17 protein-coding genes and 2 pseudogenes are annotated in these 23,418 nt (G+C 66.0%); 10 read left to right on the forward strand and 9 right to left on the reverse strand.

Going from position 1 to position 23,418, the window contains the following annotated elements; all coding sequences use genetic code 11:
* Window positions 1–2: 2 nt before the first annotated feature.
* Together ACOI2T_RS05885 and ACOI2T_RS05890 are read right to left on the reverse strand one after the other, a co-directional pair.
* The gene (locus ACOI2T_RS05885) at window positions 3–410 is read right to left on the reverse strand and encodes a FixH family protein (RefSeq protein WP_085144845.1); all 408 of its coding nucleotides are present in this window, start codon (window positions 408–410) and stop codon (window positions 3–5) included.
* Complete coding sequence (locus ACOI2T_RS05890) at window positions 407–1,819, reverse strand: DUF8832 domain-containing protein (protein ID WP_409503704.1); 1,413 nt, start codon at window positions 1,817–1,819, stop codon at window positions 407–409. The genes ACOI2T_RS05885 and ACOI2T_RS05890 overlap by 4 nt, the downstream gene beginning before the upstream one ends.
* Window positions 1,820–1,945: 126 nt before the next feature.
* Between ACOI2T_RS05890 and rph the strand changes: the two genes are divergently transcribed.
* Window positions 1,946–4,387 carry a rifamycin-inactivating phosphotransferase gene (gene rph / locus ACOI2T_RS05895; protein ID WP_409503703.1) on the forward strand — a complete coding sequence of 814 codons (2,442 nt, stop codon included), beginning with the start codon at window positions 1,946–1,948 and terminating at the stop codon, window positions 4,385–4,387.
* A gap of 29 nt (window positions 4,388–4,416) precedes the next feature.
* Here the strand turns inward: rph and ACOI2T_RS05900 are convergent.
* From ACOI2T_RS05900 to ACOI2T_RS05915, 4 genes and pseudogenes are all read right to left on the reverse strand, one after another.
* Window positions 4,417–5,217, reverse strand: a pseudogene (locus ACOI2T_RS05900) (IS110 family RNA-guided transposase); the annotation flags it as partial.
* A 43-nt stretch (window positions 5,218–5,260) separates the two neighbouring features.
* The gene (locus ACOI2T_RS05905; protein ID WP_409506543.1) at window positions 5,261–6,571 is read right to left on the reverse strand and encodes an IS256 family transposase; all 1,311 of its coding nucleotides are present in this window, start codon (window positions 6,569–6,571) and stop codon (window positions 5,261–5,263) included.
* A 102-nt stretch (window positions 6,572–6,673) separates the two neighbouring features.
* A pseudogene (locus ACOI2T_RS05910) lies at window positions 6,674–6,934 on the reverse strand (IS110 family transposase); the annotation flags it as partial.
* Between the two features lie 325 nt (window positions 6,935–7,259).
* Complete coding sequence (locus ACOI2T_RS05915; RefSeq protein WP_409506126.1) at window positions 7,260–8,372, reverse strand: epoxide hydrolase family protein; 1,113 nt, start codon at window positions 8,370–8,372, stop codon at window positions 7,260–7,262.
* Window positions 8,373–8,390: 18 nt separating this feature from the next.
* Between ACOI2T_RS05915 and ACOI2T_RS05920 the strand changes: the two genes are divergently transcribed.
* From ACOI2T_RS05920 to ACOI2T_RS05935, 4 genes are all read left to right on the forward strand, one after another.
* Window positions 8,391–9,347, forward strand: coding sequence for a LysR family transcriptional regulator (locus ACOI2T_RS05920; protein ID WP_409506127.1), 957 nt, complete (start codon window positions 8,391–8,393; stop codon window positions 9,345–9,347).
* 84 nt (window positions 9,348–9,431) lie between these two features.
* Window positions 9,432–10,787 carry a histidinol dehydrogenase gene (gene hisD / locus ACOI2T_RS05925; RefSeq protein ID WP_409506128.1) on the forward strand — a complete coding sequence of 452 codons (1,356 nt, stop codon included), beginning with the start codon at window positions 9,432–9,434 and terminating at the stop codon, window positions 10,785–10,787.
* Window positions 10,788–10,800: 13 nt separating this feature from the next.
* A complete protein-coding gene (locus ACOI2T_RS05930) occupies window positions 10,801–11,646 on the forward strand; it encodes a nitrilase-related carbon-nitrogen hydrolase (protein ID WP_409506129.1) in 846 nt (281 codons plus the stop codon).
* Window positions 11,647–11,658: 12 nt separating this feature from the next.
* A complete protein-coding gene (locus ACOI2T_RS05935; protein WP_409506130.1) occupies window positions 11,659–13,119 on the forward strand; it encodes a purine-cytosine permease family protein in 1,461 nt (486 codons plus the stop codon).
* On the opposite strand, the gene ACOI2T_RS05940 is transcribed toward ACOI2T_RS05935, so the two are convergent.
* The gene (locus ACOI2T_RS05940) at window positions 13,107–14,006 is read right to left on the reverse strand and encodes a LuxR C-terminal-related transcriptional regulator (protein WP_067846115.1); all 900 of its coding nucleotides are present in this window, start codon (window positions 14,004–14,006) and stop codon (window positions 13,107–13,109) included. The two genes, ACOI2T_RS05935 and ACOI2T_RS05940, sit on opposite strands and share 13 nt — an antisense overlap.
* Window positions 14,007–14,025: 19 nt before the next feature.
* Between ACOI2T_RS05940 and ACOI2T_RS05945 the strand changes: the two genes are divergently transcribed.
* A complete protein-coding gene (locus ACOI2T_RS05945) occupies window positions 14,026–15,711 on the forward strand; it encodes an AMP-binding protein (protein WP_409506131.1) in 1,686 nt (561 codons plus the stop codon).
* Window positions 15,708–17,321 carry an AMP-binding protein gene (locus ACOI2T_RS05950; protein WP_409506132.1) on the forward strand — a complete coding sequence of 538 codons (1,614 nt, stop codon included), beginning with the start codon at window positions 15,708–15,710 and terminating at the stop codon, window positions 17,319–17,321. Before ACOI2T_RS05945 ends, ACOI2T_RS05950 begins: the two co-directional genes overlap by 4 nt.
* Window positions 17,322–17,349: 28 nt before the next feature.
* On the opposite strand, the gene ACOI2T_RS05955 is transcribed toward ACOI2T_RS05950, so the two are convergent.
* Window positions 17,350–18,102, reverse strand: coding sequence for an IclR family transcriptional regulator (locus ACOI2T_RS05955; RefSeq protein WP_409506133.1), 753 nt, complete (start codon window positions 18,100–18,102; stop codon window positions 17,350–17,352).
* Window positions 18,099–19,562 (reverse strand): APC family permease, encoded by a 1,464-nt coding sequence (locus ACOI2T_RS05960; RefSeq protein WP_409506134.1) that lies wholly within the window; start codon window positions 19,560–19,562, stop codon window positions 18,099–18,101. The genes ACOI2T_RS05955 and ACOI2T_RS05960 overlap by 4 nt, the downstream gene beginning before the upstream one ends.
* Window positions 19,563–19,780: 218 nt before the next feature.
* Here ACOI2T_RS05960 and ACOI2T_RS05965 point away from each other — a divergent pair, with 218 nt between their 5' ends.
* The 3 genes from ACOI2T_RS05965 to ACOI2T_RS05975 all read left to right on the forward strand — a co-directional run bounded on the left by ACOI2T_RS05965 (window position 19,781) and on the right by ACOI2T_RS05975 (window position 23,416).
* Window positions 19,781–19,927, forward strand: coding sequence for a hypothetical protein (locus ACOI2T_RS05965; RefSeq protein ID WP_165765964.1), 147 nt, complete (start codon window positions 19,781–19,783; stop codon window positions 19,925–19,927).
* Window positions 19,928–20,033: 106 nt separating this feature from the next.
* Window positions 20,034–21,494, forward strand: a complete 1,461-nt coding sequence (locus tag ACOI2T_RS05970) for an APC family permease (protein WP_409506135.1) — start codon at window positions 20,034–20,036, stop codon at window positions 21,492–21,494.
* Window positions 21,491–23,416 (forward strand): primary-amine oxidase, encoded by a 1,926-nt coding sequence (locus ACOI2T_RS05975; protein WP_409506136.1) that lies wholly within the window; start codon window positions 21,491–21,493, stop codon window positions 23,414–23,416. Before ACOI2T_RS05970 ends, ACOI2T_RS05975 begins: the two co-directional genes overlap by 4 nt.
* The last annotated feature ends 2 nt before the right edge of the window (window positions 23,417–23,418 follow it).

Genomic DNA, 23,418 nt, shown 5'->3' on the forward strand with positions numbered 1-23,418 from the left:
TCCTAGCCGTTGGTGGTGACGCTGAACACCGCGTTGTGTGTCTGTGTCCCGGAGGTGATTCGGACCGTGATCTCCCATTGCCCCGGCATCGACAGGTCCACGTCACCGCGGTACCGGCCGTCGCCTTCGGCGGTTGCGACCACAGGTGTTGTGGCATGACCCATTTGAGGCATGGCGGGTTCGAAACTCACCGTGTCGGGTGTCGGCGCCTCGTCGCCACTGCCGGTTATCTCGACCGTGACCGGACCGGTACCGACCTTCGGCGGATCGCCGATCAACCGCACCTGGTAGGGGCCCGCGGTGACAGCGGCGGCGCTCGGGGCCGCGGATGTGGGCCACAACAGCCACCCCACACCGGCCGCGACGGCGACGACCACAACGGTGGTGACGAGCAGACGTTGGCGGCTCACGGGACCTCGACTTCGGTTGGCGCGGTAAGGATGGCGTAGTCACGTTCGGCTTGCACCCACACCTTGTAGCGGCCGGGAAGCGCGAACGTGTAGGTGAATTCGACCTCGGGACCGTACCGCGCCACCGATTCGTCGGGCTGGCCGCCTGCGGCGCCGGGAGCGGGCGGCACCATGGCATGCGCATGTGACCACACCGGGGCGACGAGAGCGTGGTCGCCGATGTCGGTCGCGGCCCCCGCGGGTAGCGGACCGATCACCATCATGTGTCCGGTCATCCCGAGCCAGGGCTGCAGATCGGCGGTGTCCCCGAACCGCGCCCGGACAGTGCTGGGTGTCCCGGCCTTGGCGATGGTCGTGGTGATCTCGCCTTTCGAGATCGTTTCCACCCGGGAAGGTGCGTCGGGCGACCCGCCGGTCACCGAGGAGCGCACCAGTTGCACTCCGCCACCGCGACGGGCGATTTCGGCGGCGATTGCATAGGTGCCGGATTCGGCGGGATGGAACTGGACTTCGTAGCGGCCCGGCGCAACCCGCACGGGATGCAGGTGCGACATGGCGCCTGACGGCGAGACGACGATGAGGTGGATCAACGCTCCGTGGTGGATCAGAAGGTCGTCGACCGGTCGGCCGGTGGACGAGTCGATGAGGCCGAGCTGCATCGTCTGGCCGTGCATTGTCACGGCCAGGTTGACCGGCGGCCGCGAATAGTCCACTGGAGTCAGGGAATTCGATGCGATGCGGGCGTACGGGTCACGCATGTTGTCGAGGGTGGGGTCGAGATCCTGCCCCGGCTGCGGCGGTGGCGGCGAATACGCCGACAGCACCGCCCCGGTCACCGCGACCGTCAGTGCGACGACCATCCCGGTCGCCGGGATCAACGCGACCCAACTGCGGCGCGACCGCAGCGCCACGCCCAACGAAACGATGAGCAGCGCGCCCGCCGCGAAGAAGCCGTAGTCGCTGGCCTTCTTCCACGGCGGGATCACTTGCACCGGAACGAGAAACGGGATACGGGCCACCGTGGTTCCGTCGTCGACGAGCAGCTCCCACGGCCCGGCCCGGTCGACGTTCAGCGTCGTCGAATAGATGCCGGGACGCGGCCCGAGCTCGATCTGTCCACTGCTCGTGGCGGTTCCGCCCGAGGTGGCAGTGAGATGCAGTGTTCCGGGCGCGTCGCCCTGGTGGGTGACCACGTCGACATGCAACGGACCGAGAACCGGTCCGACGCGTCGGATGACGACCGTGAGTTCGCGGCCGCCAAGCGATTGCGCGACGTGGATATCGGTGTCCGACCCGGCGCCGTCGGCTCGCACCGTGGGAGCCCACAGCAGCAGTGTCATCCCCACCAGAATGCCCACCAACAGCACGCGTGTCAGTGGGGTTTTCCCCCAAGCGGATACCAGGCCCACCAAGCCAGTATTAGCAAATCGCTCGTGTTGCCTTCATTCTAGCTGGATTTCGGGGCGCTCATGAGACGCGAAATCTTGGTCCATAATCGCCGTTCGCAAGCCGAGAACGATGGGGGAGCAGCGGTAATGGCTTATGTGGTGAATCTTGACGAGGTTGACCGGACGTCGGTCGCGATGGTCGGCGGCAAGGGCGCGCGGCTCGGCGAGTTGTCCGGCATCGCGGGGGTGCAGGTGCCCGACGGCTTCTGCGTGACGACCGAGGCCTTTCGACGGTTCATGGCCGACGTGCCGCCGGGAGGGAGCATCGACGAGACGGAGATGCCCGCCGACATCGCGGCCGCGGTCATCGATGCACTTGAGCGCGTCGGCGTGGACGGCTCGTATGCCGTTCGCTCGAGCGCGACGACGGAGGACTCGGCGGCCGCGTCGTTCGCAGGCCAGCTCGACTCGTATTTGAACGTCGTCGGACCGGTGGCGGTGCTCGACCACGTCAAGCGGTGCTGGGCCTCGCTGTTCACCGAGCGGGCCATGGTCTACCGGCAGCGCACTGGCGTCGACCACCGGCAGGTGCAGATGGCGGTGGTCGTGCAGCGCATGGTGCCCGCGCAAGCGGCGGGCGTCCTGTTCACCGCGGATCCCGTGTCCGGTCACCGTAGGGTTGCCGCGATCGAGGCAGTATTCGGCCTCGGCGAGGCCCTGGTGTCCGGGCGGGCCGAGCCGGACCGCTACACGGTCCGGGACGGCGAGGTCGTGGCCAGGATCGCCGCAAAATACCCGACGCTCAACGATGCGCAAGCCCTACGTTTGAGCGAGTTGGGCCGGCGCATCGAAGCCCACTTCGGTTGTCCGCAAGACATCGAATGGTGCCTGCTCGACGATGCTTTCCACATCGTTCAGGCTCGGCCGATCACCACGCTGTTCTCGATTCCCGAGCAGCAGGACGGTCAGAACCACGTCTACCTCTCGGTCGGCCATCAGCAGATGATGACCGACCCGATGAAGCCCCTTGGTCTGTCGGTGTGGCAGTTGACGACGCCCCGGCCGATGGCCGAGGCCGGCGGCCGGTTGTTCGTCGACGTCGCGAAACTGCTGCAGTCGCCGCGCAGCCGCGCGAACTTCCTCGACGGTTTCGGCAGATCCGATCCGTTGATCGCCGACGCCCTGCGGACGGTTCTCGACCGCGGGTTCATCGACATCGTCCCCGATGTGGATCAGGGGCCGGCGCCGAGCGCGGCGCAGGCCGCGATCGAAATGGACCCGGCCGTGGTCGTCGAGCTCATCGAGGAGAACCAGGCCGCCGTCGCCGCACTGCGACGCGACATCCAGACGAAGTCCGGACCCGAACTGCTCGACTTCATCCGGGCCGACATCGCGGACCTGCAGCAGACGCTGTTCGCTCCACGCAGCCATCAGGTGATCGTGGCCGGTATGGACGCAGCCCAATGGCTCAACGACCACCTGCAGGAGTGGCTGGGGGAGAAGAACGCGGCCGACGTCCTGACGCAGTCGGTGCCGCACAACGTCACGTCGGAGATGGGCCTGGCGCTGCTCGATGTCGCCGACGCGATACGACCGCATCCCGAGGTGGTGGCGTTCCTGCGCCGCGTCGCGGCCGAGGGCAGCGACGACCTCGCCGATCTCACGACAGTCGCCGGCGGGCTCGACGCACACCGAGCGTTCGAGGCGTTCCTCGACAAATACGGCATGCGTTGCGTCGGCGAGATCGACATCACCAGGCCGCGCTGGCGCGAACGGCCGGCCACGCTCGTGCCGACGATCCTCGCCAACGTCGACAACTTCGAGCCGGGTGCGGCCGCGCGGCGCTTCGAGGAGGGTCTGCGGCAAGCGGATTCGAAGGAACGCGAGCTGTTGGCGCGACTGCGCGCGCTGCCCGATGGCGAGCGCAAGGCCGCCGAGACCGAACGCATGATCAGGCGCGTCCGCAATTTCGCCGGCTACCGCGAATACCCCAAGTACGGCATGGTCAGCCGCTATTTCAGCTACAAGCAAGCACTGCTCAGGGAGGCCGGCCGCCTCGTCGAGGCCCAGGTTCTGCACGCGCCGGACGACGTCTTCTACCTCAGGTTCGACGAACTCTACGAGGTCATGCGCACCAACTCAGCAGACCACGAACTCATCCAGGACCGCCGGGCGGCATTTCAGACCTACGAGGCCCTGAGACCGCCGCGGGTTCTGACGTCCGACGGCGAGGCCGTCGCCGGGTCTTACCGGCGCGCCGACCTTCCGCCGGACGCCCTGGTGGGCCTTGCCGTTTCGGCAGGCACCGTCGAGGGCCGGGCCCGGGTCGTCGTCGACATCGAACAGGCTCAACTCGAACCCGGCGACATCCTCGTCACGGCGTACACCGACCCAAGCTGGACGCCGCTGTTCGTCGGAATCGCGGGTCTGGTGACCGAAGTGGGCGGCCTGATGACCCACGGCGCGGTGATCGCCCGCGAATACGGGCTCCCCGCCGTCGTCGGCGTCGAGAACGCCACCACGCTGATCCGCGACGGACAGCGCATCCGGCTGCACGGAACCGAGGGTTACGTCGAGGTGCTTACCTAGCTGCCCTGGCGCGAGCAATAGCTCCTATGTCAAGCGGCAGCTGATTGTTGGGTGTGGTGTGGGATTTGGCGGTCGGTGAGCAGGGCTTGGTAGACGCGGCGGCTGATGCGGCGTTTGAGGCAGCGTCGGGCTTTGGCCTTAGTTTTGCCCTCGGCGATCAGTCGGTGATAGTAGGTATGGCCTTGGCTGCCTTCCATCCGGGCCTGGGTGACGGCGATGCGGTGGATGGCGGTGTTGAGTTGGCGGTTGCCTGAGCGGCTTAACCGCATTTGGCCGGCGTTGGCGCCCGACCATGCCGGGATGGGTGCCACGCCGGCATGGCAGGCGAAGGCGGCCTCGCCGGTGAACCGTTCGATGCCGGCGGCCTCGCCGACGATCTTGGCCGCGGTCAGCTCCGCGCAGCCGTCGATGGCCAGCAGTGTGGGAGCGAGGTCGCGGATGCGGGCGGCCAGGCGCTTTTCGAGGGCGTTGATCTCAGCGGTGAGTCGGATGATGTCGGCCAGCTCGTCACGCGCGATCTCGGCGATGAGCCCGGCAAGGGTCTGCAGCCAGTCCTGTAGGGCTTGCTGGTGTGTGGTCAATTTGAGCTTGCGCGCGGCTGGGGCCTGCTCGGGGTCGAGTTCATGGACATGCCAGCGCAGTCGATTGATCGCCGAGGTGCGTTGGGCGACAAGGATATCGCGGCGGTCGGTGAGCAGCTTGAGCTCGCGTGAGGTCTCGTCATGGCAGGCCACTGGAAGGTCGGGTTCACGCAATACCGCCCGCGCGACCGCCTCGGCATCGATGGGATCGGACTTGCCCCGGGTGCGTGCGGACTTGCGTGTCTGGGCTGGAGCCTGTCAAGTTGTTTGTGTAAGTGAGTGGTCGGTCGGGTTATAGGTAGGGGTTGATGCGGTCGGGGTAGACGATGGCGAGTTGGCCGAGTGCTTGTTTCCAGTTGGTGGTGACTTGGCCCTCGATCAGGCGGCTGGGTGCGGTGCGTTCGTTGGCCGGTTTTCCTCGTTGCTTTTCACGTTCTCGGGCGCGTTTGTCTTCGATGGTGCAGATGGCCAGCCACAGCAGCTTGACCACGGAATCGTCACCGGGGAAATGGCCACGGTTTTTGATGATTTTGCGCAGTTGGTAGTTCAGCGATTCGATGGAGTTGGTGGTGTAGATGACCCGGCGCACCATCGGGGGAAACGCCAGGAACGGAGTGAACCGTTCCCAAGCGTTGCGAAACGCTGCAACGGTATGCGGATTTTGTTGTCCGAGTTCGGATTTAGCGAAATCGTCGAGCTCAGCCAGGGCGGCCTCGGCGTCGGTGGCCTGGTAGATGGGTTTGAGTGCGGTGGCGACCTTTTTGCGCTGGTTATAGGACACGAACCGCATCGCGGTACGGATCAGATGCACCACGCAGGTTTGCACCGTGGCCGCCGGCCAGGTCGCTTCGATGGCCTCGGGAAAGCCGGTCAGCCCGTCACAGCAGACGATAAGCACATCGGCCACGCCGCGGTTGGCCAGCTCTGCGCACACTCCGGCCCAGAATTTCGCGCCTTCGGCGGCTTGCACCCAGATGCCCAGGACGTGCTTGATGCCGTCCATATCGACACCGACGGCGATATGAGCGTGCTTGTTACGCACGTGGGCGCCGTCGCGGACCTTGACGACCAAGGCGTCGAGGTAGATCACCGGGTAGAACCGTTCCAGCGGCCGGCGCTGCCAGGCCATGACTTCATCGCTGATTTCATCGACGATCTTCGACAGCGTCTCGCGGCTGATCTCGGTGCCGATCGTGGTAGCCAGGTGGTGTTCGATGTCGCGCAGCGTCATGCCGCCGGCATACAGCGAGATGATCATCTCATCTAGCCCGCCGAGACGGCGAGAACCCTTGGGTACCAACGTCGGTGAGAAAGTTCCCTCGCGATCCCGCGGGATCGACAGCTCAACGTCGCCGACCTGAGAGGCCACCGTTTTCGGATACGAACCATTGCGCGAATTGGGCAGCAAACTGGCCTGGGGATCACCGCGTTCATAGCCGAGGTGATCACTGAGCTCGGCCTGCAAGCCGCGTTCGAGACCAGCTTTGATCAGCTGCTGAATCAGACCGTCATGGCCCTCGAGCTCGACCTCGCCAGAATCGATCTTGGCGAACAAATCATCGAGAGCACCAGAGGCCTTGAGCTTGTCAGTCGCCGCTTTCATCTCACGACGCCGCTGCTCACGAACTTCAGGATCAATCACAATCATCAGTGTCGACTCTCCGTCAGGACACCACACCCCTTACACAAACCATCTGACACCTCCCTGGGCTGAGAGTTTGGTGGGTACCCGCACCACCTTCTGCCCGGCACCAAGCAGGTCACGTTCGAGCCGTGCCGACATGTTGCGGCAGTCCTCGATACCCCAGATCAGATCCGTGCCGAACTGTTCGCGTGCCCATATCAACGCCGCCTGGTGGCCCTCGGTGGTGGCCTTGACGGTCTTTTCGCCCAGCCGCCGGCCCACCTCGTTGACGGCGACAAAGGTGTGTGAGCGCTTGTGCACATCGGCGCCAACAACAATCATGAGAGTTGCCTCCTTCGCTCTGTGGAGAGGGTGTTGAGGTTGGACCGGTCGGCCGACACATCTCAGTCGGGGCGATGCCACGCTCCTATCAAGTCAGGTCGGCCGGTCCGTCTCACCTGATGCCGGCACTACTGCTCAACGCCAACCCCGAGGGCGACAGACGCGTAGGGAGCCAGACACCAGGTGAAACGTAACCAACCACCGCGCCACAGCAGCTGTCACGCAGACCCGCCGTAAACCCGGCACACTCACAATGACACTGAGACGCGGAAGTACCCTATTTCCAACAATTTTGGGTACCCCCGCGTCTGCTCGGCAGAAGAACTCAGCGCACGGTGTCGAAGAACGTGCGCACATCCTCGACGTACAGTTCGGGCTGTTCGAATGCCGCGAAGTGCCCGCCGCGGGGCATCGTCGTGAAGTGCGTGACGTTGTAGCTGTTCTCGCACCAACTGCGCGGCGCACGCAGGATCTCCTTCGGGAACGAGGCCACGCCGGTGGGCAGTGTCACGTAGTCGCCTGCCCCGAAGGTGTCGTGACTTTCCCAGTACAGCCGGGCCGACGACGCGGCCGAGGCCGTCACCCAATAGAGCATGACGTTGTCGAGCAGTTCGTCGCGGCTGAGCACGTTCTCGGGATGCCCGTCGCAATCCGTCCACGACCAGAACTTCTCGACGATCCACGCGAGCTGGCCGACGGGGGAGTCCACGAGCCCGTAGCCCACGGTCTGCGGCCGGGTCGACTGCTGCTTCATGTAGCCCGAATCCCACTTGCGGTAGTAGTCGATGCGGGCCAGCGCCTTCTGCAGGTCCTCGGTCATTTCACCGACGCCTTCTGCGGGTGGCTGCGCGATCGGCATATTCACGTGGATGCCAACACAATTGCCGACGTTGCGGCCGATCTGGGTCGTGACGGCCGCGCCCCAGTCGCCGCCTTGCGCGCCGTACCGCTCATATCCCAGCCGGGCCATGAGCGTGTCCCACGCCTGGGCGATCTTGCCGATGCCCCATCCGGTCGTCGTGGGCTTGCCGGAGAATCCGTAGCCCGGCAGCGATGGGCACACCACGTGAAAGCCGGCCTCGGTCAACGGTTCGATCACCTTGTGGAATTCGACGATCGATCCCGGCCAGCCGTGCGTGATGACGAGCGGAAACGCGTCCTCGCGCGTCGAGCGCTGGTGAATGAAGTGGATGTCGAGCCCGTCGATCTCGGTGGTGTAGTGGTCGAACCGGTTGAGCGCGGTTTCCCGCGACCGCCAGTCGTATTCGGTGGCCCAGTACTCGGCGAGGTCGCGCGTGTAGCTCAGCGGTATGCCCTGCGTCCAGTCGTCGACGCATTCCGGCTCGGGCCAGCGGGTGCGGGACAGGCGCTGCTTGAGGTCGTCGAGATCGGCGTCGGGTACGGCGATGCGGAATGGGCGGATCAACGAGTCGGTCATGGGTCAATACTGCACGGTATGACGCTCAATCAACTTCGGGCTTTCGTCGAAGCGCACCGCCTCGGCTCGTTCACGGCTGCCGCCGATGCGCTGGCCGTCGCCCAGGCGTCGATCTCCGAACTGGTGCGCCGTCTCGAAGAAGAGCTCGACGCTCAGTTGTTCGTTCGCGGCAGTCGCAAACTCGCGCTCACCGCCGCAGGTCAAGAGCTGTTGCCCTACGCGGAGCAGGCCGTGCACGCGGCCGACGGTGGCGTGCACGCGGTGCGGTCACTCGGCTCGCTCGGTGGCGGAACCGCAACCTTCGGTATGCCCCGCAATGCGGATTACTACCTGCTGTCGAGCCTGGTCCAGACCTTCCACATGCGCTATCCCGCGGTGCGCGTGCGGTTGGTCGGCCAGAACTCCGCCGAGACCGCCGCGGCGATACAGGCCGGCGAGATCGAAGCGGGCATGCTCATCCTGCCGATCGACGACGAGGATCTGACGGTCCGCCCGTTGCTGCGCGACGAGGTCTTCTACGTGACGGCCGATCCGGCGCGTGCCGCGAAACCCGTTACGATTCAACAGTTCTCCGAGGCCGACCTCGTGCTCTACGACGCGCATTACGGCTGGAAGGATCCGACCCGCCGCCAATTGGCGGAGCGTGCGCAACTGGCCGGTCTGCGGTTGGAACCGATGATCGAGATCGAACATGTCGAGGCCGCGCTGAAACTGGCCGCAGGCAAGGTGGGCGACACGATCGCCAGCGGTGCTGTCATCGACAGCGACGCGTTCCCGGCTGGCCTGTACACCGCACCGTTCGCCGAGCCGTTGTACGACGTCATCGCCCTCGCGCAGCATCGCGCTCGCCCGCTGTCCAACGCCACCCGCGAGTTCGCGCGTCTCGCCGAGGACACCATCCGGGAGTTGCACATCGAATCCGCGCTGTCCGGTCACAACGAAGTTGCTCCGCTGATCGCCCGCCGAGCACGCTGAGCCAGCATCTATAGGGTTATCCTTCGGTTAATCCAGGAGTTACCCATCTAGTCCTTTGTCTGATTTCGGCCTACCGTCGCCGGCATGCAGATCACGACCGAAGAAGCTCGCACCCTCGGACCCTTCACCTGGCTGAAGAAGCCCGCAGTCGACGGCCCGCCGGCGCAGCGCGATCCGAAGGTGGTCGAGCGGGTGTCGCAGATGCTGCTCGACATCGAACGCCGGGGCCTCGACGCGGTGCGTGCCTACGCCCAGGAGCTCGACGGGTGGTCGGGCCCGCTCGAGATCAGCGCCGACGAACTGCGCAAGAGCGGTGATGCGCTCCCGGCCGATGTGCGAGAAGCGTTGGAGCTGGGCTACGAGCGCACCAACCGGTTCGCCGTCGCGCAACGTGCGCGGCTGACCGACTTCGAGATCGAACTCGCGCCCGGAGTGAGCGGAGGCGTTCAGTACGTACCGGTCAACCGGGTGGGGGCCTACCTGCCCGCCGGTCGGTTCCCGCTCCTGGCCAGCGCGTTCATGACCGTCGGCGTCGCCAAGGCAGCCGGCGTTCCCACGGTGCTGGCCTGCACACCGCCGACGGGTGAGCACGGTGCCCACCCCGCGGTGCTGTACGGTGCCTACCTGTCGCGCGCTGACTCGGTTTTCGCCGTCGGCGGGGTACAGGCTCTGGGCGCCATGGCATTCGGGCTCATCGGCGACGGACCTGTCGACATGCTCGTCGGCGCGGGCAACGCGTTCGTCACCGAAGCCAAGCGCCAGCTTTTCGGCCGGGTCGGAATCGACCTGCTCGCGGGCCCGTCGGAAGTCGCCGTGCTCGCCGACGAGACAGCGGATCCGGAATGGGTCGCCGCCGACTTGCTTGGCCAGGCCGAACACGGTCCGAACTCGCCGGCCGCCCTGATCACGACATCGGAGACGTTGGGCCGCAAGGTGATCGAGGCCGTCGACCGGCAGCTTGAGACGTTGGCGACCCGTGAGGTCGCCGGGCCGGCGTGGCGCGATTTCGGATCGGTGGTCGTGGCCTGCGATGCCGAACAGGCCGCGGCGATCGCCGACGTTCTCGGACCTGAGCATCTCGAAGTGCAGACCGCCGACGACGACTACTTCCTCAAGCGGCTGCGCAACTACGGGTCCCTGTTTCTGGGCAGGTGGAGCACCGTCGCGTACTCCGACAAGGGCATCGCAGGCACCAACCACGTGCTGCCGACCGGTAAGACGGCGCGCTACAACGCCGGCCTCTCGGTTTCGCGATTCGTCAAACCGCTGACCTATCAGCGCGCGGCCCGTGAGGCGACCGCCGAACTGGCACCCGCGGTCGAGCGTATCTCGGCATTCGAAGGACTGGCTGCGCACGAGGCAACGGCCACGATCAGAATTGAAGAGATCGGTCGTAACTCAGCGGTTTTCGACGGCACGCCCGCGGCGAGCCGCCGATGAAGGGAAGGTCTGGATGAACAGGAAGCTACGCGTCTCGGCGGTCACGCCCGACATCGTGATCGGCGACCTCGATGGCAACCTCGCACGGCTGCACACCGCCCTGCGGGCGATCGAGTGGGTGCGCCCGCATCTGGCCGTGTTGCCCGAACTCGCGACGAGCGGGTATGTGTTCGCCGATGTCGACGAGGCCCGCGGGCTGGCATTGCGCGCCGACGACGCCCGGTTGACCGCGCTGGCCGATGATGTCCCCGCGGATTGTGTCGCCGTGGTGGGCTTCGCGGAGGCCGAAGGTGACACGCTGTACAACTCGGCGATCGTCATCGGTGACGGCAGGGTTTTCGGTACGTACCGCAAAGCGCACCTGTGGGCGGCCGAGCCCGAGGTCTTCGCGACCGGCGTCGAGGCGGGCACGGTCATCGACACCCCGATCTGCCGGCTCGGGGTCGCGATCTGTTACGACAACGAATTCCCGGAACTGCCAAGAAGACTCGCACTTCGCGGAGCCGAGGTGTTGGCTCTGCCGGTGAATTGGCCGCTGGCCGACCGGCCGGAGGGCGAGCATGCCCCCGAAACCATCCAGGCGATGGCTGCCGCGCGGTCGTCGCAATTGGCGACCGTGATCTCCGACCGCCGCGGCACGGAGCGCGGTGTCCGGTGGACCGGCGGCACCGCCGTGATCGGCCCGGACGGCTGGATCAAGGCAGCGCCACACGGCGACGAGACGATCGCGACGGCCGTCCTGGACCTGACTGACAGCAAGACGATCGGCGATCTCAACGACGCGCTGGCCGATCGTCGCCCCGACCTGTATGGCGACCTTGTCGAATCTGGCGGAGTCGTCACCGATATCCCTGACTAGGAACGAGATCTCATGGCCACCGACTCTGCATCGATCGAATCGAAGTCGATCGACTGGATTCCGCTCGGCGAACGCCGCGGCAAGCCCTCGATGCTGTTTCCGTTGTGGTTCATGTCGAATGCGAATCTCACGACCCTTGCCACCGGCATGGTCGGTGCGGCCCTCGGCGCATCATTTTTGACGTCTTTGGTTGCCATCGTTCTCGGCGCTGCCGTTGGGACGGTGTTCACCGCGTTCCACTCTGCACAGGGCCCGCAATTGGGCCTGCCGCAGATGATTCAGTCACGTGCGCAATTCGGGTATCGCGGCGTCGTGGTGATCTGCGCCGTCGTGATCTTCAGCATCGTGGGCTTCAACATCTTCAACCAGATCCTCGCCGGTGATGTGCTCACGATGACCACGGGCGTCGATGCCCGCAATCTGTGGTTCGTGCTCATCACCGCGCTTGCGCTCGCCCTTGCCATCTACGGCTACCACTGGATCCATCGCGTCCAAAATTGGCTCACCTGGCTGTTTTTGGCGACCTTCGGGGTGTTCACGGTCGTCGCGCTCATCACGCTGCACCTGCCCCACGGGCAGTTCGGTTTCGCCGGTTTCAGCTGGCCGGCCTTCCTCGTTCAGTTCGCCGCCGCCGCGGCATACGCCTTGGGCTGGGCCCCGTATGTATCCGACTACTCCCGGTATCTGCCGCCCCAGACGAGCCCGGGCAAGGCGCTGTTCTACACGTACGGCGGGGTGTTCGTCGGTAGTTCCTGGCTGATGGTCCTGGGGGCGTTCGTCGCAGCACTGTTCGCCGACGTCTCACCGCTGGAGGCGGTCAAGCAGGCGGCCGACGCCGTCCTGCCGGGTGCGGGCCTGTGGCTGCTCGTCGCGGCGCTGCCCGGCCTGATCACGGTAATCACGGTCAACATCTACGCATCGTCGATCGAGCTGATCACGATCATCGACTCGTTCCGTGCGGTGTCGCCGACCCGCAGGCTCAGGGTCGGCGCATGCGTGGTGATCGGCTTGGCCGGCTTGTCGGGCGCAGTGCTGAGCACGGGCGAGTTCCTCGACAACTTCAGCAGTTTCCTGGTGATCCTGTTGTACCTGCTCGTGCCGTGGACTTCGGTGAACCTCGTCGATTACTACTTCGTCCGCCGCGGGCGCTATGCCATCCGCGAGATCTTCGTGCCACGGGGCGGCGTGTACGGCACCTGGGGATGGCGCGGCCTGGCTGCCTACGCGATCGGAATCATCGCGATGGTCCCGTTCGTGGTCACCGTCTGGTACACGGGTCCGGTCGCCAAGGCGCTCGGCGACGTCGACGTCGCGCTGTTCGTCGGGTTGTTCGCCTCCGCCGTGGCTTATCTTCTGATGGCGAGATCGCTCGATCTGGCCGGAGAACAAGCCAAGGCACAGAGCGATGCACATGAGCACGGCTTCGAGGCGGTGAGCTTCGCGTCGGCCCGGACCGGCGATCAGGGAATCTGACGCAGCCGCCGCGCCTTGGACACGGCCTCGTGCCTGCTATGGGCACCGAGTTTGCTTGACGCACTGCGCAGATAGCTCTTGACGGTTTCCGGCTTCAGCGAAAGACGTTGGGCTGCCTCGGCGTTGGTGCAGCCCAATGCGATCTGTGACAGCACGTCGACCTCCCGCGCGGTCAGCGGCGTGGCCGTGGGGACGTCCCCGGACAGTGCGCGGGCCAGCCGGTCGGCCAGCTCGCCGAGCTGAGTGGCGAGCGGCTTGGAAGCGTGCGCGGCGATCCTGCGCAGATCGGCGTGCACCTCGCGGATCTGTTCGGCACTGGCGACGTTGTCGCCGAAGTGTGCGAGGTGCGCTTCGCGCATGCGCATGCGCCGGTCGACCTCGTCGCGCACGGAGAGTTCGTGGCTCAGCCGTCGGGCCGAGGCCACCATGGCGGCAGCCGTCCGGTCCCCGATCGGAGCCGATTGCCGGTACGCGCCGTACAGGACGGCCCGGGCCTCACCGTCCACGACAACCGGAACCGCCAGGATCGAACGGATGCCCTCGGACAGCACCGGGCCGTCGTAGTCATGGGTGATGGCCGAGGCGTGCCGGTAGTCGGCCACCGAGATCGGTCGCCGGGCCACCATGGTCGCCCCGCCCAGACCGGCGCTCGGCCGCACCGCGAGGCCGCGCATCGCGCTCGTGCGGGTCCCGAAGAACTCGCTGAGCAGCAACGTGTCGCCGTGTACCTCGCCGCCGAACGTCAACGGCAAACCCGTCTCACCTGCCATTTGACGCAGCTCGGCACGCACCGCGTCGGCATCGCGCGGTCGCAGCAACGTCGGTCGGACGGGCACGGGCAATACCCTCTTTCGGGGGTGGCGACGGACAAGTGTGACGTAGAGCATAGCTGTCATGAATGTCGACATGACCAACACGGACCGCTACCGCAGCGCCCGCGACGAGCTCGTCGCGAGCATCGCCGATTACGACAAGGCCGTCGAGACATTCGCCTGGCCCGAGCTGAGCGGGACCTTCAACTGGGCGATCGACTGGTTCGACACCATCGCCAGAGACAATCCGCGCACCGCGCTGTGGATCGTCGAGGAGGACGGCACCGAGCGGAAGGTCAGCTTCGCCGACATGGCCGAGCGCTCCGACCGCGTCGCGGCCTGGCTGAAAAACCTCGGCGTCGGCAAGGGCGACCGGGTGATCCTCATGCTCGGTAACCAGGTCGAGCTGTGGGAGGCGATGCTGGCGATCGCCAAACTTGGCGGCGTCATCATGCCGACCACAGGCGCCCTCGGCCCCGCTGACCTCGCCGACCGCATCAGCCGCGGTGGCGCGCGGTTCGCGATCGCCAATGCCGCCGATACGGGCAAGTTCGCCGACGTGCCCGGTGACTACACGCGCATCGTCGTCGGCGGTCCGGCCGAGGGCTGGCACGACTACTCCGATGCGTACGCGGTCGAGCCGGTTCTGTTCGAAGCCACCACGACTGTCGACGACACGATGCTCATCTACTTCACGTCCGGCACCACCAGTAAGCCCAAGCTCGTCGAACACTCCCAGGTCAGCTATCCGGTCGGGCACCTGTCGACCATGGCGTGGATCGGCGTGAAGCCCGGCGACGTGCACCTCGCGATCAGCTCGCCGGGCTGGGCCAAGCACGCCTGGAGCTGCTTCTTCGCGCCGTGGATCGCCGAGGCGACGATCTTCGTCTACAACTACAGCCGATTCGACGCCGCCGCGTTGCTGCACCAGCTGCGCCGGGCGAAGGTCAACACGTTCTGTGCCCCGCCGACCGTCTGGCGCATGCTCATCCAGTCCGACCTGGGTGACAAGCCCGAGGGGCTGCGCGAGATCCTCGGTGCCGGTGAACCGCTCAACCCGGACGTCATCGCGCAGGTCGAGAACGCCTGGGGCTTGACCATCCGCGACGGCTTCGGGCAGACCGAGACCACCCTGCAGGTCGGCAACACCCCGGGCCAGCCGGTCAAGCCGGGCTCGATGGGCCGGCCCATGCCGGGCGTCCCGGTCGTGCTCGTCGACCCGATCACCGGTGAGCTCGCCGATGAGGGCGAGATCTGCCTGGACCTCTCGGCGAATCCGCGCAACCTCATGACGGGCTACCTCGGTGATCCGCAGCGCAACGAAGCCGTCATGGCCGGTGGCTACTACCACACCGGTGACGTTGCCAGCCGCGACGCCGACGGGTACATCACCTACATCGGGCGCACCGACGACGTGTTCAAATCCAGCGACTACAAGGTGTCACCGTTCGAGTTGGAGAGCGTGCTCATCGAACATCCGGCCGTCGTGGAGGCCGCGGTGGTGCCCCAGCCCGACGACACCCGCCTGGCGGTGCCCAAGGCCTACGTGGCGTTGGCCGAGGGGTGGGAAGCCAACGCCGACACCGCGAAAGAGGTCATGGCCTACGCCCGCGACCACCTCGCGCCGTACCTGAAGGTGCGACGAGTCGAGTTCTTCGACCTGCCCAAGACGATCTCCGGCAAGATCCGCCGCGTCGAGCTGCGCAAGCGTGAAGACGTGGCACACCAAGCCGGCGAACAGATTTCGACCGAATACCGATACGAGGATCTGCTGGGATGACGATCTCCTATGACGCCGGGCCCACCGATGCGCCCCTGCTCGAGGACACCATCGGCGCGAACTTCGAACGGGCCGCCACCGGCCGGCCGGACGGCGAGGCGCTCGTGGACGTGGCCTCAGGCCGACGCTGGACCTATGCCGAGCTCAACGCCGAGATCGACACGGTGGCCCGCGGTTTGATGGCCCTCGGCATCGAGAAGGGCGATCGGGTCGGGATCTGGGCGCCGAACTGTGCCGAGTGGGTGATGGTTCAGTTCGCGTCGGCGAAGATCGGCGCGATCCTGGTCAACATCAACCCGGCCTACCGCACGCATGAACTCGCGTATGTGCTCAAGCAATCCGGCGTGCGAACCTTGGTCTCGGCCACGTCGTTCAAGACCTCGGACTACGTGTCGATGGTCACCGAGGTGCGCCCACAGTGCCCGGCCCTGACCGACGTCGTGTTCCTTGGCGCCGAGGACTGGGACCGGCTCTGCGCCGATCAGGTCGACGACGAACAGCTGCGCCGACGGCTCGCCGGCCTGGCCAACACCGATCCGATCAACATCCAATACACGTCAGGGACAACGGGTTTCCCCAAAGGCGCGACCCTGAGCCACCGCAACATCCTCAACAACGGGTACTTCGTCACCGAGCTGATCAACCTCACATCCGAGGACCGGCTGTGCATCCCGGTGCCGTTCTATCACTGCTTCGGCATGGTCATGGGCACGCTGGGCGCGATCTCGCACGCCGCGACGATCGTCATCCCCGCACCGGGGTTCGATCCCGGCGCGACACTGGCCGCGATCGAGTCCGAGCGTTGCACCGGTGTGTACGGCGTGCCGACGATGTTCATCGCGATGCTCGGACATCCCGACTTCGCGAGCTTCGATCTGTCCACCTTGCGAACCGGCATCATGGCCGGCTCGGTCTGTCCGGTCGAGGTGATGAAACGCGTTGTGGCCGACATGCACATGGCCGAGGTGGCGATCTGCTACGGCATGACCGAAACGTCCCCGGTGTCCTGTCAGACGTTGTTCGACGACGATCTCGAGCGCCGTACCGCCACGATCGGCCGGGCGCACCCGCATGTCGAGATCAAGATCGTCGATCCCGACACCGGCGAAACCGTGGAACGCGGTCAACCCGGTGAGTTCTGCACGCGCGGTTACTCGGTCATGCTGGGCTACTGGGACGACGAGACCAAGACCCATGAGGCCGTGGACGACGAGAACTGGATGCACACCGGCGATCTCGCGGTCATGCGCGAGGACGGCTATTGCACGATCGTGGGCCGCATCAAGGACATGGTGATCCGCGGTGGCGAAAACGTCTATCCGCGCGAGATCGAGGAGTTCCTCTACACCCATCCCGATATCGACGATGCCCAGGTGATCGGAGTTCCCGACGACAAGTACGGCGAGGAGATCTGCGCCTGGATCCGGATGAAGCCGGGCCGGGACCCCCTCGACGCCGATGCGGTACGGGCTTTCGCGACCGGCAAGCTGGCGCACTACAAGATCCCACGCTATGTGCACATCGTCGACGAATTTCCGATGACGGTCACCGGCAAGATCCGCAAGGTCGACATGCGCGCCGAGAGTGTGCGGATTCTGGGGCTCGATTAGGTTCCACCGGTCCGATCCGCCAAGCGTTTTATGCCAACAGCGGGCTCAACCTGGACGCGTACTCGGCCAGCGTCGGGACCTGACGCAGAAGCAGCTGATCCTGATCGGAACGTCCGGACATCGCGAGTGCCGCCACGAGCGCGCCGACCGGTGAGCGCACCGGCACCGCGATGCACGCGGAATCGCCGCGCAGTTCACCGGTTTGCGTGGCGACACCCCGGCCACGGATGGTCTCCAACTGCTCGGCGAGCGCGGACCGCGACGTCACCGTGTCATCGGTCAAGGCCCTCAAGGGGTATGTCAGCAGCTCGTCAACATCGCGCTTCTCGGCCAGCAGCAGCTTGCCCACCGCGCAGGCATGGAGATGGTGGTTCAGCACCGATTCCTCTGCGGGCGGCGGATATTCGTCATCGGAGTCGGCGATGCGCACCGACGTGTTGGTGAAATAGAACAGGTGCACCCCGAACCGCACCGACAGCCTGAGCTCGGCAAGCGCATCGCGGGCGGCCGTACAGACGTTGGGCGATACCGCGGCGTCGATCAACACGCCCATCCGGGGCCCGAGTGAGAAGCCCGAGAGGTCGGGCAGGCGCACGATGTAGCCGTCTGCGACAAGGAGATTGAGCAGACGGTAGGTCGTGGCCGACGGCATCGACAGTTGCTCGGCGATTTCTTTCGCCGTCACGCCAACCCCGGCGAGCGCGACGGCTTCCAACACCTGCAACGCACTCTGCACGGCCTTGGGCTGACGACCCGAGAGCGCACCGTCGGCGGGGCTCATCGGCGCACCTCCCACGGGTTGTAATCCGCGAACACGTCGCCGGCGACGGTTTCGTCGAACACGCCGACCCGCTCGGCAAGGTCGGGGACCGCGCGGTGCCGGACCGCGAAGACCACGAAACCTGTTGCCAGAAGCGCACAGTACACCGCGGTGGCGATCCACACCGGGGATTCGACAGTCAGTGCGGCCCAGCCGATGATCGCGACCATCATGGCCGCGGTGGCCAGCCCGATCACCAAGGGCGTCCGCGTGAGTTCGCCGATGCGCCGCAGGAATGCCGGGGTGGCAAGACACACGAGCAGGTAGGCGCCGATGTACCCGTGCGCCGAGACCGCGAGCAGCCCGATCAGCACCTCGCGGCTGGAACCGGAGAAGAACAGGTAGCAGACCGGAACCGCGACGATGACCGGCATGGCCAGGCACAGAGCGACATGCGGGGTGCGGTACGCGCGGTGGGCGTGACCGATCCGCTCGGACACCACCCCTTCGCGGCCCATCGCGAACAGCGTGCGCGACAGCGCGGTCGTCGACCCGATGACGCACGCGAACCACGATGCGGTGATGCCGAGCTCCATCACGATCGACAACACCACCGAGGCGGTACTCGCCGAATCCGGCAGCGTGAGCACGATCGGGACCGATCCGATGCCGGCGCGGATGCTGCCCGTGGATTGCATTGCCGCGGCGAAGGTATAGAGCACGCCGAGCGCGAGGGGCGTCCAGCGGATGGCGCGCGTGACGGTGAGAAACGGCCGCTGGGCTTCGCGGGCGACGGTGCCCGCGCTCTCGAACCCGACGTAGGAGGTGATCGCGAGCAGCAGCGCGAAGCCCAACGCCGGATGAGCCTCGGCGACGGATGTTTTCGGCGGGTCATGCCCGCCAGTCACCGATCCGGTGAACGCGATGATCAACACCGCCGCCGCGGCGGCGATCGCGAACACCTCGATAGCCAACGTGATTCGCGCCGACAGCCGAATACCGCGCACCATGAGGATCAGCGCCACGGCGCCGACGAGGACTGCCAGCACCGCGATGGTGACCTGCGTGCCGGGCACGCCCAGCCGGCTCAGCAGCGCCGTGAGATAGCTTGCCGCGCCGAGTGTGCTGGCCATGGCTGCCGCGGCGTAGCCGATGACGACAGACCAGCCGGCGGCGATGCCCGGGATGGGCCCGAGACCTTTGACCGTATAGCTGTAGAGTCCGCTCACCGCGACCATGCGCGTCGAGAACTGGGTGACGCAGTAGCCGACGGCGGTCATCAGCAGGGCCGTCACCACGAACACGGCCAACGTCGCGCCGCCGGCCGCGGGCATGACGAGCGCGGGCAACGTCACCATGACCGCCGAAGGCGCCACCGCCGACACCGACTGGCCCAGCACTTGTACGAACGACAACTGCGCGCGCCGGAGCCCCGAGACCGGCGAGCTGCTCCTCATCCCTTTTCGGGGTTGCCGTCCCATCCGTCGCAACGTAGCCGATCACCGGTGGCGGTCACAGCGTTGTCAGGTAAATCTTCGACAACTTCAAATGAGAATCCACGGCCGCCGCAGCCCCCGAATCGGCGATGTGCCGGACGCCGGCGCACGGTCAACTGCGAATACTCCGCACGTCGAATGAGAATTCGAAGACGTCGTCAAATGAGAATCCGGAATGGCCGAATACCCATTCGAAATAAGTGGTGACGCGCACCACAACGACGCGTAATTATGGCCTGCATGACAACTGCGCTCAGCGGGCCGACGCTTCGACTCCGGCTGGAGCCGAACTCGGCGAGGGCGCGATCGCCGAATACACCCAGACGAAAGCCGTCAACATCGCACTCTGAATTCCCGCTCAAATGAGAATCGGTATTCCGGCCATTCTCATTTGAACCCACAAAAGTCTTACCGCACCGCAACCACCGCACATTCAATTGCACCGAAAGTAATGCCATGACAACTGATGCAGTACTCGAGCCAGGCGTGGCCACCGGCGGTCAGGGTCGCCGGCTGGCGGGCCGGCTCGGCCCCACCGCGATCGTGTTCATGGTCGTGGCGGCTGCCGCACCGCTGACCGTCGTAGCCGGGACCTTCCCGATCGGCATCGCCGCGGGCAACGGCCCCGCCTTCCCGGCGTCCTACGCGGTGTGTACCGCCGTCCTGCTGCTGTTCGCGGTCGGCTTCACCGCGATGGCCCGCCACATCCGCGGCGCGGGGGCGTTCTACACCTACATCGCGCACGGCTTCGGTCGCCACGTCGGTCTGGGCGCAGCGTTCCTGGCCTTGCTGTCCTACACCGCGGTCCAGGGCGGGGTCTACGGCTACATCGGCGCGGCGCTCGACGGCTTCGTGACCGCGCACGGCGGGCCGTCGGTGCCCTGGTATCTGTACGCGCTGGCGATGCTGGCCGTGGTCGGCATGCTCGGCTACCGCCACATCGAACTGTCCGGCAAGGTGCTCGGCGTCTTGCTGGTCTGCGAGGTCGGCATCGTCCTGGTGATCAACCTCGCGGTGATCGGCCGTGGTGGCGCGGAAGGGCTGTCGACGGCGGTGCTGCACCCGGGCAACTTCTTCGCAGGCGCGCCGGGCATCGCGCTGATCTTCGCGCTCGCCGGCTACATCGGCTTCGAGGCCACCGCGGTGTTCCGGGACGAGGCCCGTGATCCGGCGCGCACCATCCCGCGCGCCACGTACGTGGCGCTGCTGCTGATCGGCGGCTTCTACGCACTGAGCAGTTGGGCGATGGTCAGCGCCTGGGGCGACGGCGGCGTGGTCGCGATGGCCGCCGACAACCCGGAGGGAATCCTGACCGAGACCGCGACGCGCTACGTCGGATCGGTGACCGGGGACCTCGTCCAGATCTTTTTGATCACAAGCCTTTTCGCGGCGTTGCTGTCGTTCCACAACGTGTTGTCGCGCTACATCTTCTCGCTCGGCAACACGCGGGCGTTGCCGCAGCGCTGCGGTCGCTCACACATCCGGCACTCGTCGCCGCACATTGCGTCGGTCGTGCAGACCGTCTCCGCGCTCGTGTTGATCGTGGCATCGGTGCTGGCCCACCTCGACCCCGTGACGCAGGTGTTCGCGTGGTTCGTCGGTGCGGCATCGGTCGGGATCGTCGTGCTGATGACGCTGACGTCCGCGGCCGTCGTCGTGTACTTCCGCCGCACGCGGTTCGACACGCGGGTCTGGCACACGCTGATCGCACCCGGCCTCGGCTTCCTCGGTCTGGCCGCACTGTCGGTCCTGACCGCCGCGAACCTGCCGCTGCTCGTCGGCGGCTCGGCCACCCTTGCCGCAGTCATCGGCGTGCTGCTGGCTGGAACCTTCCTCGGCGGCGCCGCGGTCGCGGTACTGCGCCCGCACGCCGGTCATCACGAAAACCCCGAAATCGCAAAGGAGATCGCACAATGACTGCCACCATCGAACCGGCTCAGAAGACCGACGCCCCCGATCACCCGCTCACACCGCTGAGCGCCGACGAGATCCGCGCCGTGCGCCGCATCGTCGCCGACAACGGTCTGCTCGGCGACAGCGTGCGCTTCGTCTACGTCGCGCTCGACGAGCCGCACAAGAACACCGTGCTCGCGTATACGCCGGGTGACCCGATCGACCGCAACGCCCGGGTCTTGCTGCTGGACCGGGCCACCGGGCACGGCAGCGATCTCGTCGTGTCGATCACCGGCGAGCGCATCGTCACCCAGGTGCCGGTCGACAGCGCGGTCGACGGCCACGTGCCCATCCTGGATCAGGAATTCGAGGACATCGAGTCGTTCCTGCTCGAGTGCCCCGAATGGGTTGAGGCCATGCGCAAGCGCGATCTGGTTCCGGCCAACGTGCGCGCGGTTCCGTTGTCGGCCGGGGTGTTCGGGCACGAGGACGAAGTCGGCCGGCGCATCGTGCGGGTGCTCGGTTTCTACCAGTACGACGCCGCCGACCTGCCGTGGGCACACCCGATCGACGGCGTGGTGGCCTACGTCGACCTCACCAAGCGCACGGTCGTCAAAGTGATCGACGAGATCGAGTTGCCGCTGCCCGCCGAGCGCGGTCAGTGGGATGCCGAACCGCACGCCACTCCCGTCCGCACGGATCTGAAGCCCATCGAGATCACTCAACCCGAAGGGCCGAGCTTCAGCGTCGACGGCAACCAGATCACCTGGGCCGATTGGAAATTCCGGTTCGGGTTCGACGTGCGCGAGGGGCTCACGCTGCACCAGCTGTCGATCGACGGCCGTCCGGTCGTCTACCGCGCGTCGATCGCCGAGATGGTGGTGCCCTATGCCGATCCCTCGCCGGTCCGCTACTGGCAGAACTACTTCGACCAGGGCGAGTACCTGTTCGGCCGCTACACCAACTCGCTGGAACTGGGCTGTGACTGCCTCGGCGAGATCAAGTACTTCGACGTGACGATCGCCGACGAGGACGGTCACCCGAGGCTCATGAAGAACGCGATCTGTTTGCACGAAGAGGATTTCGGGGTGCTCTGGAAGCACACCGACCTGTTCAACGGCATGGCCGAGGTGCGTCGTTCGCGTCGTCTGGTCATCTCGTTCTTCCTGACGATCGGTAACTACGACTACGGCTTCTACTGGTACCTGTACCTCGACGGCACGATCGAGCTGGAAGCCAAGGCCACCGGCATCGTGTTCTCGTCGGCCTACCGCGGTCCCGACGGGTACGCCACCGAAATGGCTCCCGGCCTCGGTGCGCCGTTCCACCAGCATCTGTTCTCCGCCCGCCTGGACATGGCGGTGGACGGCAACACCAACACCGTCGAGGAAGTCGACGCGGTGGCGGTACCCGTCGGCCCGGACAACCCGTGGGGCAACGCATTCCGCCCGCAGAAGACCAAGCTGACACGCGAATCACAGGCGATGCGCGTCGCCGACAACCTCAAGGCCAGGGTCTGGCACATCACCAACCCGACCAAGCAGAACCGGCTCGGCCAGAACGTCGGCTACGCACTGCATCCGGAGGGCCAACCGGTGTTGCTGGCCGACCCGTCGAGTTCGATCGCCAAGCGGGCGGCGTTCTCCACGAAGCATCTCTGGGTGACGAAATACGATCCCGCCGAACGGTATCCGGCAGGCCAGTTCGTCAACCAGCATCCGGGCAATGCGGGGCTGCCGTCTTACGTCGCGCAGGACCGCGACATCGACGGCGAGGACCTCGTGGTGTGGCACACCTTCGGCTTGACCCACTTCCCGCGGCCCGAGGACTGGCCGGTCATGCCGGTGGACTACGCCGGGTTCAAGCTCAAGCCGGTCGGCTTCTTCGACCGAAATCCCGCGTTGAACGTTCCGGCAGCGCCGAAGTCCCATTGCTGCGAGGATTGAGC

It is taken from the genome of Mycolicibacterium wolinskyi str. Jessa 2025 (assembly GCF_049241375.1).
In the GTDB taxonomy this organism is placed as follows: Bacteria; Actinomycetota; Actinomycetes; order Mycobacteriales; family Mycobacteriaceae; genus Mycobacterium; species Mycobacterium wolinskyi.

Excerpts from the sequence above, each read along its gene's own strand:
- rph (WP_409503703.1), top strand. The coding sequence starts at position 1,946 with ATGGCTTATGTGGTGAATCTTGACGAGGTTGACCGGACGTCGGTCGCG.
- ACOI2T_RS05905 (WP_409506543.1), bottom strand. The coding sequence starts at position 6,571 with ATGAAAGCGGCGACTGACAAGCTCAAGGCCTCTGGTGCTCTCGATGAT.
- ACOI2T_RS05915 (WP_409506126.1), bottom strand. The coding sequence starts at position 8,372 with ATGACCGACTCGTTGATCCGCCCATTCCGCATCGCCGTACCCGACGCC.
- ACOI2T_RS05920 (WP_409506127.1), top strand. The coding sequence starts at position 8,391 with ATGACGCTCAATCAACTTCGGGCTTTCGTCGAAGCGCACCGCCTCGGC.
- hisD (WP_409506128.1), top strand. The coding sequence starts at position 9,432 with ATGCAGATCACGACCGAAGAAGCTCGCACCCTCGGACCCTTCACCTGG.
- ACOI2T_RS05930 (WP_409506129.1), top strand. The coding sequence starts at position 10,801 with ATGAACAGGAAGCTACGCGTCTCGGCGGTCACGCCCGACATCGTGATC.
- ACOI2T_RS05935 (WP_409506130.1), top strand. The coding sequence starts at position 11,659 with ATGGCCACCGACTCTGCATCGATCGAATCGAAGTCGATCGACTGGATT.
- ACOI2T_RS05940 (WP_067846115.1), bottom strand. The coding sequence starts at position 14,006 with ATGCTCTACGTCACACTTGTCCGTCGCCACCCCCGAAAGAGGGTATTG.
- ACOI2T_RS05945 (WP_409506131.1), top strand. The coding sequence starts at position 14,026 with ATGACCAACACGGACCGCTACCGCAGCGCCCGCGACGAGCTCGTCGCG.
- ACOI2T_RS05950 (WP_409506132.1), top strand. The coding sequence starts at position 15,708 with ATGACGATCTCCTATGACGCCGGGCCCACCGATGCGCCCCTGCTCGAG.
- ACOI2T_RS05955 (WP_409506133.1), bottom strand. The coding sequence starts at position 18,102 with ATGAGCCCCGCCGACGGTGCGCTCTCGGGTCGTCAGCCCAAGGCCGTG.
- ACOI2T_RS05960 (WP_409506134.1), bottom strand. The coding sequence starts at position 19,562 with ATGGGACGGCAACCCCGAAAAGGGATGAGGAGCAGCTCGCCGGTCTCG.
- ACOI2T_RS05970 (WP_409506135.1), top strand. The coding sequence starts at position 20,034 with ATGACAACTGATGCAGTACTCGAGCCAGGCGTGGCCACCGGCGGTCAG.
- ACOI2T_RS05975 (WP_409506136.1), top strand. The coding sequence starts at position 21,491 with ATGACTGCCACCATCGAACCGGCTCAGAAGACCGACGCCCCCGATCAC.